The sequence below is a fragment of the Virgibacillus sp. 6R genome (assembly GCF_001895305.1).
In the GTDB taxonomy this organism is placed as follows: domain Bacteria; phylum Bacillota; class Bacilli; order Bacillales; family Amphibacillaceae; genus Virgibacillus; species Virgibacillus pantothenticus.
On record NZ_CP017762.1, the window covers coordinates 3,265,272 to 3,284,154 of the forward strand.

The 18,883-nt window shown below is 36.0% G+C and carries 13 protein-coding genes, 1 pseudogene and 1 riboswitch; of the genes and pseudogenes, 11 read left to right on the forward strand and 3 right to left on the reverse strand.

Translation table 11 applies throughout. The features are described from left to right. Nucleotides 1-216 precede the first annotated feature (216 nt). From BKP57_RS14925 to BKP57_RS14935, 3 genes are all read left to right on the forward strand, one after another. The gene (locus BKP57_RS14925; RefSeq protein ID WP_072742448.1) at nt 217-975 is read left to right on the forward strand and encodes a transporter substrate-binding domain-containing protein; all 759 of its coding nucleotides are present in this window, start codon (nt 217-219) and stop codon (nt 973-975) included. 194 nt (nt 976-1,169) lie between these two features. Beyond that, nucleotides 1,170-1,829 carry an amino acid ABC transporter permease gene (locus BKP57_RS14930; protein WP_050351318.1) on the forward strand — a complete coding sequence of 220 codons (660 nt, stop codon included), beginning with the start codon at nt 1,170-1,172 and terminating at the stop codon, nt 1,827-1,829. Continuing rightward, complete coding sequence (locus tag BKP57_RS14935; protein ID WP_050351317.1) at nt 1,822-2,544, forward strand: amino acid ABC transporter ATP-binding protein; 723 nt, start codon at nt 1,822-1,824, stop codon at nt 2,542-2,544. The genes BKP57_RS14930 and BKP57_RS14935 overlap by 8 nt, the downstream gene beginning before the upstream one ends. Nucleotides 2,545-2,965: 421 nt before the next feature. Here the strand turns inward: BKP57_RS14935 and BKP57_RS14940 are convergent, their stop codons facing one another. Further along, on the reverse strand, nt 2,966-3,445 hold the full coding sequence (locus BKP57_RS14940; protein WP_050351316.1) for a glutathione peroxidase: 480 nt from the start codon (nt 3,443-3,445) through the stop codon (nt 2,966-2,968). 637 nt (nt 3,446-4,082) lie between these two features. On the opposite strand from BKP57_RS14940, the gene BKP57_RS14945 reads away from it, so the two are divergent. Then, complete coding sequence (locus tag BKP57_RS14945; RefSeq protein WP_072741858.1) at nt 4,083-5,765, forward strand: methyl-accepting chemotaxis protein; 1,683 nt, start codon at nt 4,083-4,085, stop codon at nt 5,763-5,765. A gap of 171 nt (nt 5,766-5,936) precedes the next feature. On the opposite strand, the gene trhO is transcribed toward BKP57_RS14945, so the two are convergent. Then, entirely contained in the window at nt 5,937-6,908 is a 972-nt protein-coding gene (gene trhO, locus BKP57_RS14950) for an oxygen-dependent tRNA uridine(34) hydroxylase TrhO (RefSeq protein ID WP_072741859.1), read from the reverse strand. Nucleotides 6,909-7,942: 1,034 nt separating this feature from the next. Between trhO and BKP57_RS14955 the strand changes: the two genes are divergently transcribed. From BKP57_RS14955 to BKP57_RS14985, 7 genes are all read left to right on the forward strand, one after another. Continuing rightward, a complete protein-coding gene (locus BKP57_RS14955) occupies nt 7,943-9,091 on the forward strand; it encodes an iron-containing alcohol dehydrogenase (protein ID WP_050351311.1) in 1,149 nt (382 codons plus the stop codon). Between the two features lie 985 nt (nt 9,092-10,076). After that, entirely contained in the window at nt 10,077-10,391 is a 315-nt protein-coding gene (rhaM, locus tag BKP57_RS14960) for an L-rhamnose mutarotase (RefSeq protein WP_050351310.1), read from the forward strand. Between the two features lie 17 nt (nt 10,392-10,408). Further along, nucleotides 10,409-11,725 (forward strand): MFS transporter, encoded by a 1,317-nt coding sequence (locus BKP57_RS14965; protein WP_072741860.1) that lies wholly within the window; start codon nt 10,409-10,411, stop codon nt 11,723-11,725. A gap of 171 nt (nt 11,726-11,896) precedes the next feature. Next, nucleotides 11,897-13,312: a rhamnulokinase gene (gene rhaB, locus BKP57_RS14970; RefSeq protein WP_050351308.1), complete on the forward strand. Its 1,416-nt coding sequence runs from the start codon at nt 11,897-11,899 to the stop codon at nt 13,310-13,312. Between the two features lies 1 nt (nt 13,313). Further along, nucleotides 13,314-14,570 carry an L-rhamnose isomerase gene (gene rhaA, locus BKP57_RS14975; protein ID WP_050351307.1) on the forward strand — a complete coding sequence of 419 codons (1,257 nt, stop codon included), beginning with the start codon at nt 13,314-13,316 and terminating at the stop codon, nt 14,568-14,570. Nucleotides 14,571-14,664: 94 nt separating this feature from the next. Next, nucleotides 14,665-15,504, forward strand: a complete 840-nt coding sequence (gene rhaD / locus BKP57_RS14980) for a rhamnulose-1-phosphate aldolase (RefSeq protein WP_050351306.1) — start codon at nt 14,665-14,667, stop codon at nt 15,502-15,504. A 198-nt stretch (nt 15,505-15,702) separates the two neighbouring features. Continuing rightward, nucleotides 15,703-16,482, forward strand: coding sequence for a DeoR/GlpR family DNA-binding transcription regulator (locus BKP57_RS14985; RefSeq protein WP_050351305.1), 780 nt, complete (start codon nt 15,703-15,705; stop codon nt 16,480-16,482). Nucleotides 16,483-16,573: 91 nt separating this feature from the next. Here the strand turns inward: BKP57_RS14985 and BKP57_RS14990 are convergent. Then, nucleotides 16,574-17,895, reverse strand: a pseudogene (locus BKP57_RS14990) (transposase). A 798-nt stretch (nt 17,896-18,693) separates the two neighbouring features. Then, nucleotides 18,694-18,777, forward strand: a riboswitch (cyclic di-GMP riboswitch). The last annotated feature ends 106 nt before the right edge of the window (nt 18,778-18,883 follow it).

Here is an 18,883-nt window from a genome sequence, read left to right on the forward strand (position 1 = left end):
ATTCCCCGCGCCTTTGTTCATGTTTTCAAATAGAAATTTTGTTTTTCTGCAACAGAAAAACAAAATTTCTTATTACAGCATACAAATAGTCAACAGTTGCCTCAAAAACAGCTATTTATGCTAAAAAAATGGAAGACTAGCAGATTGTAATAATTTAGGAATCTTAAACTATAAAAATAAAAAATGGAGTGACGTAAATTGAAAAAGCAAATCCTCATGGCAGTTCTCTTTGTCATAGTAACTGGAATAATTACAGCTTGTGGAAGCAGCGATGATAAAGCATCTGGAGAAGCAGGAGAAGAGAAAAAGGTACTGAAAATGGCTACGTCAGCTGACTTCCCTCCATTTGAAACGCGTGACCCTGAAGGTAACTTTGAAGGTTTTGACATTGAATTAGGTCAAATGATTGCTAAAGAGTTAGGCTATGAATTAGAAATAGAAGATATGCAATTTGACGGATTGGTTGGAGCTCTCCAAGCTGATCGGGTTGATATGGTATTATCAGGCATGAGCGCGACCGAAGAACGTAAAAAAAATGTTGATTTTTCAACGGAATATCATCGTTCAGGAGAAAGCTTTTTAACAAACAAAGACTCTAATATTGAAACGATCGATGATTTAAAAGGAAAAATAGTCGGCGTCCAGCTAGGTTCGATTCAGGAAGAAGGAGCAAAAAAACTAGCTAAAGAATATGATTTTGAAGTGAAAGCAGTAGATAAAGCAGGGCTTCTCGTTCAAGAATTAAATGCTAATCGAATTGATGTCGGTTATATGGATAAAACCGTTGCGGCCGGTTATGCAAAAGAACAAGATTTAAAATCCTTTGATGATCCTACAGAAAGCTCACCAGGAATGGGGATCGCTTTTCCAAAGGGAAGTGATTTAGTCGACAAAGTAAATGATGTACTAGCTAAATTTGAAAAAAGTGGGAAAATGCAAGAATTAGAAGACAAGTGGTTATCAGAGATGCAGTAAGCATGGCAATAAGCACAAAACTCTTTTAGTAGCTCGCTTTTAAGCGTAATAACTGGTAATGAGATAGTGGGAAATTTAGAAGTTGTTATTTCCGCTTAGATTAATTTTACATCGCCGAATTCTTCATGGGGGCGTTAATGGCACCTTATATTTGGCTAACGACAACATTAGATAGAAAAGCGAGGTGAGAAGGCATGAATTTGGATTTCAGCCAAATCGTGCCTTATATTCCTTTTATATTAGAAGGAATTGGGACAACATTAAAATTCGTCAGTACATCCATTGTTATTGGATTTATTTTAGGTACATTATTAGCTTTATGCAAAGTAACCAAAGCTCCGGTGCTAAAACCCTTTGCGGACGCGTACACTTCGATTTTCCGTGGGACACCACTGATTTTGCAATTAATGATTATTTACTATGCTGTTCCACAATTAACAGGTTATGACATATCCGCATTTATATCTGCCGTTCTTGCGTTTGGGTTAAATTCTGCTGCCTATATTTCCGAGATTATTCGTGGGGGGATTCAAGCAGTTGATAAAGGACAAACAGAAGCAGCAGAAGCATTAGGTATCCCTTATCGTCCCATGATGGCAAACATCATTTTGCCGCAAGCATTTAAAAATATATTGCCAGCAATGATGAATGAATTCATTACGTTAACAAAAGAATCCGCACTTGTATCTACGATCGGCTATTTGGATTTAATGCGTCGTGCGCAAGTAGTTGGGTCAGACTTATACCGTAATTTTGAACCACTATTATTTGCAGGGTTGATTTATTGGGTGATGGTCTTTATCCTTACACAACTTGGTAGAGTACTAGAACGGAGGCTTCGGCAAAGTGATTAAAGCAGAAAACATAACCAAAAAATTTGGCAAACAAACGGTACTTCATAGTATATCTACAACCATTAAGCAAGGAGAAGTTGTTGCTGTTATTGGTCCATCGGGATCTGGTAAATCCACATTTTTACGTTGCCTAAACTTATTGGAAAGTCCTACGGAAGGAAAAGTTTGGCTTAATGACCAGGAAATCACTGCTCCGAAACGGAACAAATTAGCTGTCCGAAAACATATCGGAATGGTTTTCCAGCATTTTCACTTATTCCCGCATATGACGGTTCTGGATAATGTAGCTTATGCACCACAGAAAGTAAAAGGTATATCCAAGCAAGAAGCACACCAAACAGCAAAAAAACTGCTAGCAAAAGTGGGATTAACGGATAAAGAACAAGCATATCCGAACCGTTTATCTGGGGGTCAAAAGCAGCGTGTGGCCATTGCTAGAGCATTAGCTATGGAGCCAGAAACCATGCTATTTGATGAACCAACATCAGCACTCGATCCAGAAATGGTAAAAGAAGTGCTCGAAGTGATAAAAGATTTAGCTAATACTGGTATGACGATGATCATCGTTACCCATGAGATGAATTTTGCAAAGGAAGTCGCCGACCGCATTATGTTTTTGGATCAAGGGAGACTAATTGAGGAAGCAGAACCAACAGCGTTTTTCCACGAACCGGCAACAGAGCGAGCAAAAGATTTTCTGGCAAAAGTGTTGTAGGCAGTAGAAGGGATTAGTAGGAATTTGAAAACGAGCGAAAAAGGAGAGGTGCTCGAGGGGCGTGGTCGAGATAGAGTCGGGTATGCTTGAATTATATTTGATCATACTTCAGAAGCCCCCCGACCAATTCGATTTAAGGTGCTCAAAGTAAGGTTAATTATACCGAATTACAATTGAATTCTAATGTATCCCGTATATAATGCTTAATAGATACGACAAATGATAGTGAAATTATTAGTTATAAAAAAGCAATTACATTCAATTCGGATAAATTAGATGAAATTTGGAAGTAGTTTGTAAAAAGGTGTATGTTAAGGAAAATGCAAAAGCTTGGATTTTAGTCCAAGCTTTTTCTATGCGTTTGGGGAGCGCCTAGAAAACGAACTCTTTTTACACAACGTTAGATTTGAATATTGCATTTTTATTTTTTCAAGGTAGCTTCGATATCTTTTTTTATTTGTTCAGGCTTCGTTTGCGGTGCGTATCGATTAATAACCTCGCCCTGTTTATTGATTAAAAATTTGGTGAAATTCCATTTAATTTGCTTTGTAAACATACCTTTTACTTCTTCTGTAAGATACTGAAATAAAGGATGTGCCTGTTCTCCCTTTACATCAATTTTACGAAACATGGGAAACGTCACGCCATAATTCAATTGACAGAACTCCGCAATTTCCTCTTCCGAGCCAGGGTCTTGGTTGTTAAATTGATTGCAAGGAAATCCAAGCACATAAAAGCCTTGACCTTTAAAGGTATCATATAGTTGCTGCAGCCCTTTGAATTGTGGGGTAAAGCCGCATTTGCTCGCAGTATTTACAATAAGAAGCACGTTCCCTCGATAATCAGCAAGTGATGTTTCTTTCCCGTCGATTGTTTCTACTTGGAAATCATAAACAGACATAAACACCCTCCTTTTAGAAAAAGGATAGCAATAAGCGAGAAAGCTGTCAAAAAAACATATTTTTGTTTTTATCATGTTTTTTGCCATCCAATGTATCTCCATAAAAAGTCCTGATTTTAGGTAATTGATTTTGTTTCAAATAATTGTGAAAGTGTCTATTAAATGTCTGTTATTATAGATGAAAATAATTGAATTTATAAGAAAAAAATACTATGATAGTAATGCTTGATTCATTTTCATTACTAAAGTAGCGGTTCCTAAGTTATAGGATAATAGAACTAATCACGCAGTATTGCTGACAAGTTTTGTTTTTATCCCGTATATAAGGTGCTGTAAGACTCCCACTCAGGAGTTGGATAATTCTACTGCTGCTCAACAAGCTTAAGTGGGAGATAACAGCACCTAAAATCCAGATTCGTTTATTAACAATCAGTGGGGATGAGTGGAACCCTTGCTGATTGAAGATACACTTTATCTGTTCCATTGAAATGGCTCTATTTCTGTTCGTTATTTCACAAAAATGACAATACGGCATAACAGAGATTGTTGCCGAAATTACCACCAGAAGGTACGTGCTATTAGTTGTCCCCCTTTAATAAAGCCATCCATCACTATATAAGAAGGAGAAAGATAAATAATGAGAAATTTGAAAATAGCCAAGAAATTCGTGTTACTTGTTACTTTGGCTGTTCTTTTATCTACTATCGTAGGTATAGTAGGATTTACATATTTACATGATATGGCAGATGATTCTAAAGAAATGTATGACAAATATTTACTTTCCATTGACAAGCTTGGGAAGATCCAAAAAAACAATGCCACTATTGATGCTTATTCAATGGAAGCCATGATGACAAATGATCAGAATAAATATAATGACCTAATTAAACGTATTGACGAACTAGTGATCGAAAGTAAAAAAATGGAGACTAAAGATTTATTTCCCAAAAAGATTATAGATACGGATGGATATAATATGTTATTAGATGATTATATTCGGGGGAGAACTACTGCTCTTAAATTAGCAAAAGATGATAAAAAGGGAGGGTATAAATATTATGTAGATCATGTTATGACCAAACGTATGGAATTAGACAATATAATGACGAAAATCCAAAAGTACTTTTCTAATAAAGCGAGTGATATTAACAAAAAAAATCAAACTCATTTACAAGAAGTAAACATGATTTTTATCATTATAACTTTAGTGGGGATCGTTGTCTTTATTGCTGTTAGCTTATGGATTGTTAAATCGATTATAAAGCCAGTTAAACACTTACAATATGTAATGGGGGCTGCTGAACAAGGCAAATTAGTAACGGGCGATTACAAAGCAAATGATGAATTTGGTCAACTAGTTTCTTCTTTTAATGCTATGATAACTAGAATTAGAGATTTACTATGGTCTATTCAGGAAGGAGCAGAAAATGTGGTTTCTTCTTCTGAACAATTAACTGCCAGCGCTCAGCAAAACACACAAGCGTCAGAGCACGTTGCTTCTGCGATTCAAGAAATAGCAGCAGGATCGATGGGACAAATGGATCATATTGAGGAAACTACTCATACGATGAATACGATGGTAGCTAGCTTTCAAAAAATAGCGGATCAAACGACGGTAATTTCAGCTCATGCAGAAGAGACCACGCAAATGTCTGTAAAAGGGAAGGAATCTATGGATGAAGTAGTAGAGCAAATGGAAACCATTGATAGGAATGTGGTTCGATTAGGAAAAACCATCCATAATCTAAGCCGAAGCTTGACAGAAATCGATACCATAAACCAAACCATTACCGATATAGCGGCCCAAACGAATTTGCTCTCTTTAAATGCGGCCATTGAAGCGGCTAGAGCTGGGGAACACGGCAAAGGTTTCTCTGTTGTTGCCGAAGAAGTAAGAAAGTTGGCAGAACAATCCAGTCAGTCAGCTGAGCAAATCACTCGTTTAATTGAAACCATTCAGTACGAAACAAATGAAACGATGGATTCCATGAACATAACAAAACAAGTAGTAGAAACAGGAACGAATGTAGTTCATGACACTGGAAGTATGTTTAGCAAAATTGAAAGTACATTTCATGATATTTTCAATGACTTCTCTCAAATTAGTACAGATGTTAATCATCTTTCATCTGGGGCAATGAGCCTGCAAACATCCATGAATGGGATTAAAAAAATTGCGGAACAGGCAGCGGAACAAACACAAACCGTATCTGCTGCAACAGAAGAACAACTTGCATCTATACAGGAAATCGAATCCTCTTCAGAAAACTTAGCGAAAGTTTCCGAAGACCTACAACAGCTTGTAAATAAATTTGAATAAACGGAGCAAGCACTGGATAAATAAACTTAATCATCTTCGTCTGTTTTTCAAAGAATGAATCAAAATATAGAGCTCATGCGGATACATTATCACGTTAATCAATGCTTTTTGAAGATAAGAAGAGGGCTTGTTTCATCGTTAGAAATCTAATTTATGAAACAGCCCTTTTCATTAAGCTTTCATTTTTAGGCTTTCGCCAATTGCCTCAAGTCGGGTTTCTACTTCTGCTTCAGAAAGCTCATGCTCTTTTACATATAAGTTTCGCGCGCTTACACGACATTCATGTGTGCAGCCTCGTAAATATTTATGCTCATTTTCTTCGGAGCAGAGAATTTGTTTATTACATTCTGGATTCGCACAATTGACGTATCGCTCACACGGCTCACCGTCAAAATAATCCACACCAACCACGACATGCTCTTTGCGATTAATCGGAACTGAAATGCGTTCATCGAACACATAACATTTCCCGTCCCATAATTCGCCTTGTACTTCCGGATCCTTTCCGTATGTCACAATTCCGCCGTGTAATTGGTTCACATCTTCGAATCCTTCTTCCTTTAACCAACCGGAGAATTTCTCACAACGAATGCCGCCTGTACAATACGTTAGAATTTTCTTATCCTTAAACTCGTCCTTATGCTTGCGAATCCAATTTGGTAACTCGCGAAATGTTTTAATATCAGGACGAACAGCGCCGCGGAAATGACCTAAATCATATTCATAATCGTTACGTGCATCAATAACGACCGTATCTTCCTCCTGCATTGCTTCGTAAAATTCTTTAGGAGACAAATAGTTCCCCGTTACTTCATGTGGATCAATATCATTTTCCAGACGGAATGTTACTAATTCCTTCCGTGGGCGAACGTGCATCTTCTTGAACGCGTGACCGTTATGCGCATCAATTTTAAACACCATATCTGCAAAACGAGAGTCACCATGCATCATATCCATGTATGCCTTCGTTTGCTCCTTCGTCCCAGATACCGTTCCGTTGATCCCTTCATGAGCAACAAGAATTCTGCCTTTTAGTCCTAAATCCTTACAAAACTTCAAATGTTCCGCTGCATAACCCTCAGGGTCTTCGATGTGAACATAATGATAATACAATAATACTTCATACTCCATATTGCTTTCCATGTTGTTTACCACCTATCATTTATATTTGCAAGATACAAATGTATGGTAGTCGTTATTCATTTTTTCTATCTTGCAATTGTACATTGTAGCATGTTTTTTAGACATATTCTAGTTTGTGAAATAATGTACAACTTTTATTTGTGCAAAATTAGTTTAAAGAGGAGTTTTCTTACGTACGTACTATTAACTAATTAAAAGTCATGGTGTTTTTTTTCTTTTGGTATATATTTTTTTCAAGCATTTTAACATCACTATGATCTCTCGTAAAGGTACCCCGCACATATGTGTTTGTGGCAAAGCGTACGGAATAAGTTTTATTGGGTTTCCCACTTCTTTTCATTGTTAACTTGTGATCGTAAATATTCTCTGTAGTAGGGGGTACCCAGAATATTTATATATGTAAGTAGGACTAGACAGAGATACATACTAAGAGTCACCTTTTTGTTGTGAACGATTCCACACTTCCAGCAATAGCCACGTTCGGCTTCATCGCTTAGCAACGATGCGACTTTAGAGATGCGCCCTACGATAAGATAAGGTCTCATCGGTTCGTCACTAAGAGGAAGACCGATGAAAAACTGGCTTACCAGACGTCGGTATACCCTTATTTTAGTGGGATTCCTTTATCCCGGATATAAGGTGCTGTATACTCCCACTTCATGAATGGAAGCGGTGAGCTAAACAGGTCGAAGTGGGAGGTAACAGCTCCTAAATCCCCGATTCGTTCAACTAACCATCAGCGGGGATGAAAAAAAACCCGCTGATGGAAGGTTCACTTTATCTTTAGTTGATTTGTTCCATTCGCTACGTTGCTAAACGGGCGCCCCGCTCCTTTGTTCTTAACAAATAAATAAAAAACATCACATAAAAAACGAAGATTAATTGAAATAAACAAAAATAAACAAAAAAATAATATTTGGTTTTATTGACTTTATTCATCCGTTAAAATAAAATTAAATATAACAATATGTGAATCAGTGAACATATTGTTTAGGCAATTTTCTTATAATAAATTGGAATTAGGAGGGATACATATGTCAAAGGTTTTATATGTACCAAGTATTAATTTAATAGGTAGAGGCTGCTTAGCTGAAGTTGGACCATTTATTGAAGAGTTAGGGTTTAAGAAAGCCTTATTAGTAACAGACAAATTTTTAAATGAAAGTGGAATTGCTCAAAGGGTATTAGATCAATTAGACAAAATTGGTGTTTCCTATGTTGTTTATGATGAAGTAAAGCCAAATCCAACAACTAAAAATGTTCATGATGGGGTGGAAGTGTTTAAGAATAACAATTGTGATTTTATAATTTCTGTTGGTGGTGGATCACCTCAAGATGCCGCCAAAGGAATAGGACTAGTTGTAACAAATGGTGGACATGTGCGTGATTATGAAGGAGTCGGAAAGACAAAATATAAAGCGGTTCCAACAATTGCAGTGAATACAACTGCGGGTACTTCTGCTGAATACACGATTAATTATGTTATTACTGACGAAGATCGAGAAGTAAAGATGGTTATGGTAGATAAAAATAGCTTGGTTACTATTACAGTGAATGACCCTGAATTAATGATGGGAAAACCAAAAGACCTTACTGCTGCTACAGGAATGGATGCGTTAACACATGCTATGGAAGCTATTGTTACTCCTGGTGCATATCCAATTACAGATGCAACAGCACTGGCTGCAGTAGAAATAATCTTTGAATACTTACCGCGCGCAGTAAAAGATTCCACTGATATTGAAGCTCGAGAGCAAATGGTTTATGTTATGTTTTTAGCTGGTGTCGCATTTAATAATGCTGGATTAGGGTATGTGCATGCAATGGCGCATCAACTTGGAGGTGTTTATGATCTGCCTCATGGGGTGTGTAATGCGATGCTTTTACCAATTGTAGAGCGAGAAAATGCTAAAAGAGATCCTAGTAAGTTTCGTGCAATTGCAAAGGCTGCAGGTATTGATATTACAGATAAAACAGATGAACAGTGTGCAAGTGCAGTGATTAAAGCGATTAAGAAATTGTCTAATGAAGTTGGTATCCCAAGCAAGCTTTCAGAACTGGGTGTTAAAGAAGTAGATCTTGAAAAATTAGCCAATAATGCTATGAAGGATGCTTGTGCACCTGGAAATCCATTTCAACCAACTAAAGATGAAGTTATCTCCATGTTTAAAGAAATATTGTGAAAGATAGATAAATTTATCACCATATACAAGGTGCTGTAAAACTCCCACTTCAGGAGTTGGATAATCTGTATAGCAACAAGTCTAAGTGGGAGATAACAGTACCTAAATACCTGATTCGTTTATCTAACAATCAGTGGGGACGAATGAAAACCTCCACTGATTGAACTTTATAAAACCGTTCTCTGGGTCAATTCAGTGAGGACATAGTTATTAATAGCCTAATTTTTTAGTGGAATTAGGCTTTTTTGCTTAGGAACTAAAAATTATTTATACATTGTAGAGCCTAGTTAAAGTGCTCCATCTGTATAAAACGTCAATTTTATTCAGCGGTAAGTTATTGTCAGATTGAATTTAATAGAAGGCCGACTAAAAGTTGATCTGCAATCACAAGCGTCGATATACAGATATACCATTGTTTGCCATGTCCTCTTTATTGCGAATGTAAGAATCCGTATTTTTCTCATTTCAAAAATCTGCTTATGATTTTGCGTAATGATGAGAAAAATGGTTCCTAAATCCCAATTTGTTCAAGTTGGAAGGCTATGCCAGCGTGCATTGCCGTAGAAAAAGCGTTCTGATTTTTAAAGGTCGAGGAAAGCTTCGTAAATAAGCACCGTGATATTTTCAAGGACATGGAAAACTCCTTAAACTGAAGCTCTCCTTAAACTTGTCAAGTATTTAGTTTGGACATCATTAACTGAGCAATTTTAGTATTTGGTTTCCTATAATGAAACGTTGTCCTGTTGATATTATTTTCGTTAGTTGAATGAGGAAATTATTTTTATGTACAATGGATCATACTTTTTTCTGGTTAAACACAAAAAACAATAAAAACAAACATTAAAATAAATAAACAAATATAAATAAAGCTAATATATGTTGACTTTTTGTTTGTTTAGCATTATGATGAACATGTAAGTGAAATGTAATCGTTCTCATGAGGCGTTTATTTTCTTTATTAAAATATTGAAAAGGATGATGTTGAATGATTAGAAAAGCTTTTGTTATGACTGTTTATCCTGATCAACAAGAGGAATACAAGAAGCGTCATCAAGAAATTTGGCCTGAAATGGTTGATGAACTTCGAAAGCATGGTGCAAGAAACTATTCTATCTTTCTAGATGAAGTAAGCAATAAATTATTTGGCTATGTTGAAATTAAAGATGAACTGCTATGGGAAAAAATATCAAAAACAGAGATAAATAAAAAATGGTGGGATTATATGAAGCCTATTATGGAAACGAATTCAGACAACAGTCCGGTAACGGTTGATTTAGAAGAAGTATTCCATATGGATTAAAATAGGAGGAAAGGCTAATGAGTAAAAGAAGGTTCGCAGCAAAGGAAGTCACAGGTTGGAAGGCAACTATAGCAATTTCGATGGCAAATTACATTGAAGCTGGATCTATCATTGCGGCTGCTAGCAGCCTAACAATGTGGCAAGCGTATCTGCAAATAGATAGTATTGGTGTTGGCTTATTGAGTGCATTAAGCGCGAATGCTTTAGGTGCAGCTTTAGGTGCGTTGATTGGCGGTCCTCTAACTGATAAATATGGAAGAAGATTAATTTTTAGTTATGATTTAATGGTTTATATGATTGGTGTTCTCTTAATTGCAGTTTCCGTAAATTTTCCAATGTTACTTCTCGGAACAATCATTACTGGAATTGCCGTAGGTGCTGGTGTTCCAGTTTCTTGGACATATATAGCTGAAGAATCGCCAGAAAATAAGCGGGCTGCGCATGTTGGAACAGCACAGTTAGCATGGTCAATTGGTCCAATGGTAACATTTGCTTTAGCAGTGCTACTAGCACCTTTAGGTTTAATGGGGTCAAGAATTATTTTTTTCCATCTCTTTATAATAGCGGGTATTTCTTTATATATTAGACGCGGTCTCCCTGAATCAAAGATTTGGGAAGAGCAACAAGCCAAAGATTTAAAAGACAGAAGTAAGGGCATTAAACAAAAAAGTTCTTTTAAAGAATTAATCTCGTTAAAACCAAATAGGGAAGCATTGTTTTTATTGTTAGGCATTTACTTGTTTTGGAATTTAACCGCTGGTGCAATGGGCTACTTTATGCCTTATATTTATGAAAATGTAGGCGGATTAAGTAACCAACAAGCTAATTTACTTCAAGCATTCTTATGGATGTTTACCGTAATTACTACTTACCTGATATTTATGAAGTTAGGAGATAAATATAGCCGCAAATTAATATTTGGTATCGGTGCTTTGATGGGAGTCATTGCTTGGATCATCCTTACTTTTATGCCGATGACATGGCCAACCTTAATTTCATTTGTTGTCCTATGGGGATCTGCTGCTGGAATAGGTGCTCAAGCATTTTATGCATTATGGACAAGTGAATTATTCCCTACAAGATATCGTGCTACAGCACAAGGCTATATGTATTTTATTGTTCGGACAGGTATTGCCTTATGGTCGTTTATATTACCAACAATTATGGCAACTCTTGGATTTAAAGTTGCAGGTATCGTAATGATTGTTTTTCTTATAATTCATATGGTAATTGGCATTATACTTGCACCAAATACGAGGGGAAAATCTTTACGTCAAATAGAAGAAGAACGCTATGGTAACTTGATGGCATCAGAAAAACAGACCACAGTATAATTTTATTACAAAACAAACAAAAGTAAAACAAACTAAAAAATGTTTCTTTGTGACTGAATTGGTTTATTTATTACTGGATTTCATTTATTATAGATGTGGTAATACTAGTCTCAAGTAAACATGAATGGAAATGAGCCAAAGTATTCTTTTTTGAAATTGGAAGGTGAGATCATGCATTCTTGCAGTTTGGCAGTAGATATAGGAGCTTCAAGTGGCAGAGTAATTGCCGGATTTTTACAAGATAAGAAAATTATTTTAGATGAAGTTTATCGATTTGAGAATAGATTAATTCAAAAGAATGGATATTTTTGCTGGGATATAGAGAAGCTGTTTGCAGAAGTAAAAAAAGGAATTCACCTGACTAAAAAGAAAGGCTTAATACCAGTAAGTATTGGTGTCGATACATGGGCGGTTGACTTTGTTTTATTAGATGAAAATGACGAACTGCTAATGGATGCTGTTTCGTACCGTGACCCAAGAACAGACGGCATGTTGGATGAGGTATTTTCAATATTTAGTAAAGAGCTTTTATATTTAGAGACTGGAATACAGTTTCAAAAATTTAATTCTATTTATCAGCTATATTATGTAAAGAAAAAATATCCAGAGCTATTAGAAAAAGCAAAAACGTTCTTAATGATTCCCGATTACTTTCATTATTTATTAACTGGAGTAAAAGTAAATGAGTATACCAACGCAACGACAACACAGTTGATTAATGCTTTTACTAAGAAATGGGATAGAGATTTATTGAAAAAATTAGAAATAAATGATCAAATATTTCAACAGATTTTGCTCCCAAAAGAATCTATCGGTCGCTTAAGACCACAATTAGTTGAAGAATTTGGTTTTGATATGGAGGTAATACTCCCGGCTACACATGATACTGCATCAGCTGTACTTGCTGTTCCGGAAACGGATGAAACAATCTTTATCAGTTCAGGAACATGGTCACTGATGGGCGTTGAAAACCGCTTTCCTATATGTATTACAAAAGCATTAGACTATAATTTTACGAATGAAGGTGGGTTTGATTATCGCTATCGTTTTTTAAAAAACATCATGGGGCTTTGGATGATACAAGAGGTGAAACGAAATTATAAAGATCAATATAGTTTCGCTGATTTTTCTGACATGGCTGCAAAAGAAAAGGATTTTTATGCCATTGTTGATGTAGATGATGACCGATTTTTAAAACCAAATAATATGATTAGGGAAATTCAATTGTATTGTAAGGAAACAGGGCAATCCGAACCAACAACACCGGGACAAGTTGCGAAGTGTGTATTTGATAGTTTAGCAATCAGTTATAAAAATACGATTGAACAGATTGAAGAAATTTACGAAAAGAATTTTAATCAAATAAATATTATTGGCGGAGGTTCTAAAAATAAGCTTTTAAATCAATTAATTTCAGACATAACAGAAAAGGAAGTAATTGCAGGACCGTCAGAGGCAACAGCAATTGGAAATATAATATCTCAACTAATTGCGTTAGAGCAAATTGAAGATATTCATGAAGCCCGAAACATCATAAAGAATTCCTTTGTATTAAAAACGTTTAGAAAGAGAGAAGGAGGAAAATAATATGTCTACATTTGAAAACTATCAACTTGCAAAAGCACAGTATGAAAAATTAGGGGTAGATGTTGAAGAAGCGCTAAATCATTTAAAACAAGTACCTATCTCCATTCATTGCTGGCAAGGAGATGACATTTCCGGGTTTGAGGTAAACCAGCAAGAACTATCAGGGGGAATCGACGTAACCGGTAATTATCCAGGGAAGGCGAGGACACCTGAAGAACTAAGGAATGATTTGGAAAAGGCACTTTCTTTAATACCGGGTAAGCATCGAGTTAACTTACATGCCATTTATGCTGAGACGAATGGAGAAGTTGTTGAAAGAGATAAATTGGAACCAAAGCATTTTAAAAAATGGGTGGAGTGGGCAAAAAGTCATGACCTGGGATTGGATTTTAACCCAACTTTATTTTCACATCCAATGGCAGCAGATGGCTTAACACTATCTCATCCAAATAAAGAGATACGGGAATTCTGGATTCGTCATGTTATTGCTTGCCGAAAAATTGGTGAGTATTTCGGAAGAGAATTAGGTACTCCTGCACTAACAAATATTTGGATTCCTGATGGATATAAAGATATCCCGAGTGATCGTTTAACACCAAGAAGAAGATTAAAAGAATCATTAGACAAAATTTTTTCTGTGCAAATAAATGAAAAATATAATGTGGATGCTGTAGAGAGCAAATTATTTGGAATAGGCTCAGAAGCGTATGTCGTAGGCTCACATGAATTCTATTTAGGTTATGCCTTAAAAAATAACAAATTATGCTTATTAGATACGGGACATTTCCATCCAACAGAAGTGGTTTCTAATAAAATCTCTGCAATGCTTTTGTTTAGTGATGAATTAGCTCTACATGTTTCAAGACCCGTACGTTGGGATAGCGACCATGTGATTATTTTAGATGATGAATTGCGCGAAATTGGGTTAGAAATTATCCGTAATGAGGCGTTAAATAAAGTAAGGATCGGGCTTGATTTCTTTGATGCCAGCATTAATCGTGTAGCAGCTTGGACAATCGGAACAAGAAATATGATTAAGTCACTATTATATGCCTTACTTACTCCAAATGATTATTTAAGAGATTTACAAGAAAAAGGCAATTTCACAGAAAGGTTAGCCTTGATGGAAGAGCTTAAAACATATCCTTTTGGTGCAATTTGGGATTATTACTGTGAAGGAATGAAAGTTCCTACAGGTATGGCATGGCTTGACGAAGTTAACAAATATGAAGCAGCTGTCCTCACAAAAAGAGACTAATCTTAAAACATTTTTAAAATTTTTACTAAATGTAATGAACAACTTTCGGTAATTATTTATCGATATAGAATTTTTCAGAGGAAGGAACAGACATATGAAAGAAGTAAATGGAAACAAACAGGCAATTTTAGATGCGCCATTCGTACGCGAGATGATACAGAATACTTATGATATGTGGCGTCTTGGTTGGGACGAGTTAAATGGTGGAAATATTAGTTATCTGTTAAACGAAGAGGAAGTCACACCTTATTTAAATAAGGATCAAGTAATTCGCACCATACAACTAGACTATCCAGTTACTGAACTCGCTGGTAAATACTTTATAGTTACAGGATCAGGGAAATACTTTCGGTTTATTAAAGATGATCCAGAGGAATCTTTGGGTATATTGCGAATAAGTTCTGATGGAAAAGTGGTTGAACTATTATGGGGACTTGAAGGAAATAGTCAGCCTACCAGTGAACTTCCATCTCACTTTATGAGCCATATTTCCAGGTTGAAGCAAAATCCTGACCATCGAGTCATTATGCATACGCATACGACAAATCTTATAGCAATGACATTTACACATGAATTAGATGAAGTAAATTTCACAAGAACGCTGTGGAAAATGTGTACCGAATGTCTAGTTGTTTTTCCAGAAGGTGTAGGTATTTTACCTTGGATGGTACCTGGAACAGATATAATCGGGGAAGAAACGGCTAAAAAAATGAAAGAGTTTCGCTTAGTTATTTGGCCGCATCATGGAATTTTTGGAGCGGGTAAGTCCCTTGCGGAGGCATTTGGATTAATTGAAACAGTGGAGAAGGCGGCGCAAATTTACATGTTAGTTAGTTCCCATCAAGGCGGGATTAAACAGGATATTAAAGATGAACAATTAAGAGATTTAGCGAAGCGATTTGCTGTTACTCCACCTGAGAAGTATTTCTTATAATAATTGAAAAAATGGGCAAATGAATGAGCAAAGGTTTTTTCCTTTGCTCATAAATTTTTTAGATATAGAATAAAAAGAAAAGGTATGTAACAAGCGAAAATATAACATGCTGGTTGTATTCTAAACCATTTATATTATAATAATATTTGGATATACATCATTTTTTTGGTATATTTTTAGTAAGAAAGTTGGGATATCATGCTTATAGCAGAAAGGCAACAAAATATTGTAAGAGTTGTAAATGAACGAAAAAGTGTCCGTGTTTCGGAATTAAGTGAGATATTCTCTGTTACAGAAGAGACGATTCGTAGGGATTTAGAAAAGCTTGAAAAAGAGAAAAAGTTATTAAGAAGTCATGGTGGCGCTATAAGTATGAACCCCAGTGATTCACTTGAGATTCCTTATAAAGAACGAGAGATAATAAACGTTGCTGAAAAGCAGAATATAGCTTTAGAAGCGGTTAAGCTTGTAAAAGAGGGAGATAATATTATTCTCGATGCTAGCACAACGGCATGGTATATGGCTAAATCTCTACCTGACATACCAATCACAGTACTTACAAACTCTATAAAAGTTGCTATGGAATTAGGTGATAAAAAACAAATCACCGTAATTTCAACTGGTGGAGCATTGCTTGGAAAATCATTATCCTTTGTTGGACCACTTGCTGAGGCGTCTTTAAGTAATTATTACGTAAATAAAGCGTTTATATCATGTAAAGGTTTGCAAATTGAAAGAGGAATTAGTGAATCTGATGAACAGCAAGCGAAAATAAAGAAAAAAATGATAGAAAGTACTTCGCAGGTATATATCATGGTTGATTATAGCAAAATAGGTAAACAGGCATTTTCTTTAATAACCGGTATAGAAGATGTTGATTATATCATTACGGATACTAAGGCTGATAAGGTGTCTGTACAGAATTTAAAAGAAAAACAGTTAAATGTAATTATAGCGCAAGACTCAATCAATACTTAAATCATTTAAATAATGAGTCAATTTCATAATTGCTCTTTTTAAAAATACAAAGACTAACAGAATTTTAAAATTGTATTTTAAAAAACAGAAATCATGTAGCTTGTTGCTGATTGAATTGGGCATTTATACGATCTACTGCTAGTTTTGAAGCGTTATAAATAAGTGTAACCATATCAAAATGGACTTTCGCACGTTCTCCAGTACGATAACGAACATGGTTAAGCTGAAAGAATTCCTTGAGATAGGCATTCACACGTTCTACAGCAGTACGACGTTTGAAAATGTTTTTCCAAGCCTCTGAACCGCGAGCTGGAGCGGTATATTTCCGAAGGTCTTGGGTTATTTGTACTTTATAAACCTTTTGACAGATGCCTTCGTTGGCTAAAGGACAATCATTACATTCTTTTGGTCTCGTGTATTTTAATGTCTCATACTTAGAATCAAAGCTATCATAACGATAAGAATGCTCACGAAAACAGGTTGAGGAAAAGTGCTTATCATAGCCAAGGAATTCCCCTTCATTTCGCTTGTTGTATGCAATCACAGATTGGTGCCCCATTCGATGTACTTGTTCGTATATCGGTTCATAATCATAACCTGCATCCATGGTGTGATACTGTAAAGATAGTTGAGGAAAGCGTTCATGAAGTCCCTTCAGTAATGGGATAACTGCCTTTCCATCATTTAAACTTCCTGATGAAAAGAGAGAATCTAAAATGTATTGACTAGATGTGCCAACGACTAAGTGAGCCTTGTAGCCAAACCAAAAGACATTCTTTCCTTCCGAATTCTTTTTCACTCCCCACTTGGGATCTTGAGGAACTCCGGCACGTAATTCAGCTAGGAACATCTAATTGTGCTTCTATTTTCTTTTCTTTTTGAGCTTCGTCTTTTAACCACCCGTCACGCTCTTCTTTCGATTTACGGCCACGTTTTTAGGTTCGGACGTTGGTTTGTCTTCTTTTGGTGGTGCTTAATCACGGGCTTCAACATGACAGGCATCGGTAGCAGCAGTATCATTCTGAATAAAACCTTCTGCGATAGCTGATGTACCATATTTTCCTTTTCCGTTTCTAATAGGTCACACGCCATTAATTTCGTTACAAGCCGAGAATAAGAGGCTTCTGAAGGAACGGCGTCGGATACAAGGAATCCACCATCCATTTAAAGGCAATATCCTCATTGAGGCGTTGAATAAGATCCTTTATTGTCGGGATTGTTCCACATATCTTACTGCAAAGGAAATAATCATGGCTGCATAGTTCAGTTCTTCCGGTGCGCCAAGTCGTGACTTCTTAGTTACTGCATGGTAAATTTCATCTAAATTTATCGCAGCAATAATTGCTTCATATTTTTGGGTAGGTTCCATATCGTATAATTCTCAAATAAACTTGGTTGTCGTATAATGGTCATAGGAAGTATTCCTCCAGTCTGTATTGGATGTTTTTGTCAACTACCATTATACAAGACTTGGGTAGGTACTTCCTTTTTCATGTCTCAAACCCATTGGGACATAAGAGCTAAGAATTATGAAATTCATACAAAAGTATATAATTAGGCGCTTGAGGATAACGAAATAACCGAAGCCACGTCCGGCGCAAGCGCCCAGCAACGATTTCGACTTTAGAAATGCGCCCTACGATAAGTCATCATCGGTTCGTCGCCTCACCGTGATTCCTTTATCCCGTAAAAAGGCGTTGTAGACTCCCACTTCAAGATGCTAAACAAGTAGAAGTGGGAGGTAACAGCACCTAAATCCCCGATTCGTTCAACTAACAATCAGCGGGTATGGAAGAAACCCCCGCTGATTGAAGGTTCACTTTATCTCCGTTGATTTGTTCCATTCGCTACGTTGCTAAACGGGCACTTGCGCCTTTGTTCCACTATAGGAAAGTATAATATTTTTTGGTTTATAGTATAAGAAAAACAAAGGCTTCCGCCATAAGACTTGGCGACAAGCCAAGTTTTTCTAAAAAGATATTTCTATCGCCTATCCTACAATTTAATCTAGATCACCCTTGTTAAGATATTCTACATACATGCAAAGTGGGACTCTTGCATAGATAATCGAAAGTTGATAATTTTCTTTAATATATTTTAAAATTTGTCGAATTACGCGATATTTGTCACAGAAATAGTTGACAACAAAAGTTTATGATTGATAATATGTACCTATATAATGTGATTCATAAAGAACTGCATCAATATAAATTTTTATGAGGGAGCAAAGATGTGCGATAATATGTGGGCACCTTAAATCGCATGGAGCTAGTGGTGCAACCGACCTCTACGTAAATATTATTATTTATGTAGGGGTTTTTTAATAAATTATTAATTGCAAAAAGGCATAGCATGTAAGGTTTTGTGATTTTATTTATTTAGTTAATTATTTGACTATTTT

Coding starts and splice junctions, on each gene's coding strand:
- BKP57_RS14925 (WP_072742448.1), top strand. CDS start 217: ATGGCAGTTCTCTTTGTCATAGTAACTGGAATAATTACAGCTTGTGGA.
- rhaD (WP_050351306.1), top strand. CDS start 14,665: ATGAAAGAAGTAAATGGAAACAAACAGGCAATTTTAGATGCGCCATTC.
- rhaB (WP_050351308.1), top strand. CDS start 11,897: ATGCATTCTTGCAGTTTGGCAGTAGATATAGGAGCTTCAAGTGGCAGA.
- BKP57_RS14985 (WP_050351305.1), top strand. CDS start 15,703: ATGCTTATAGCAGAAAGGCAACAAAATATTGTAAGAGTTGTAAATGAA.
- BKP57_RS14940 (WP_050351316.1), bottom strand. CDS start 3,445: ATGTCTGTTTATGATTTCCAAGTAGAAACAATCGACGGGAAAGAAACA.
- rhaM (WP_050351310.1), top strand. CDS start 10,077: ATGATTAGAAAAGCTTTTGTTATGACTGTTTATCCTGATCAACAAGAG.
- rhaA (WP_050351307.1), top strand. CDS start 13,314: ATGTCTACATTTGAAAACTATCAACTTGCAAAAGCACAGTATGAAAAA.
- BKP57_RS14930 (WP_050351318.1), top strand. CDS start 1,170: ATGAATTTGGATTTCAGCCAAATCGTGCCTTATATTCCTTTTATATTA.
- BKP57_RS14955 (WP_050351311.1), top strand. CDS start 7,943: ATGTCAAAGGTTTTATATGTACCAAGTATTAATTTAATAGGTAGAGGC.
- trhO (WP_072741859.1), bottom strand. CDS start 6,908: ATGGAAAGCAATATGGAGTATGAAGTATTATTGTATTATCATTATGTT.
- BKP57_RS14945 (WP_072741858.1), top strand. CDS start 4,083: ATGAGAAATTTGAAAATAGCCAAGAAATTCGTGTTACTTGTTACTTTG.
- BKP57_RS14965 (WP_072741860.1), top strand. CDS start 10,409: ATGAGTAAAAGAAGGTTCGCAGCAAAGGAAGTCACAGGTTGGAAGGCA.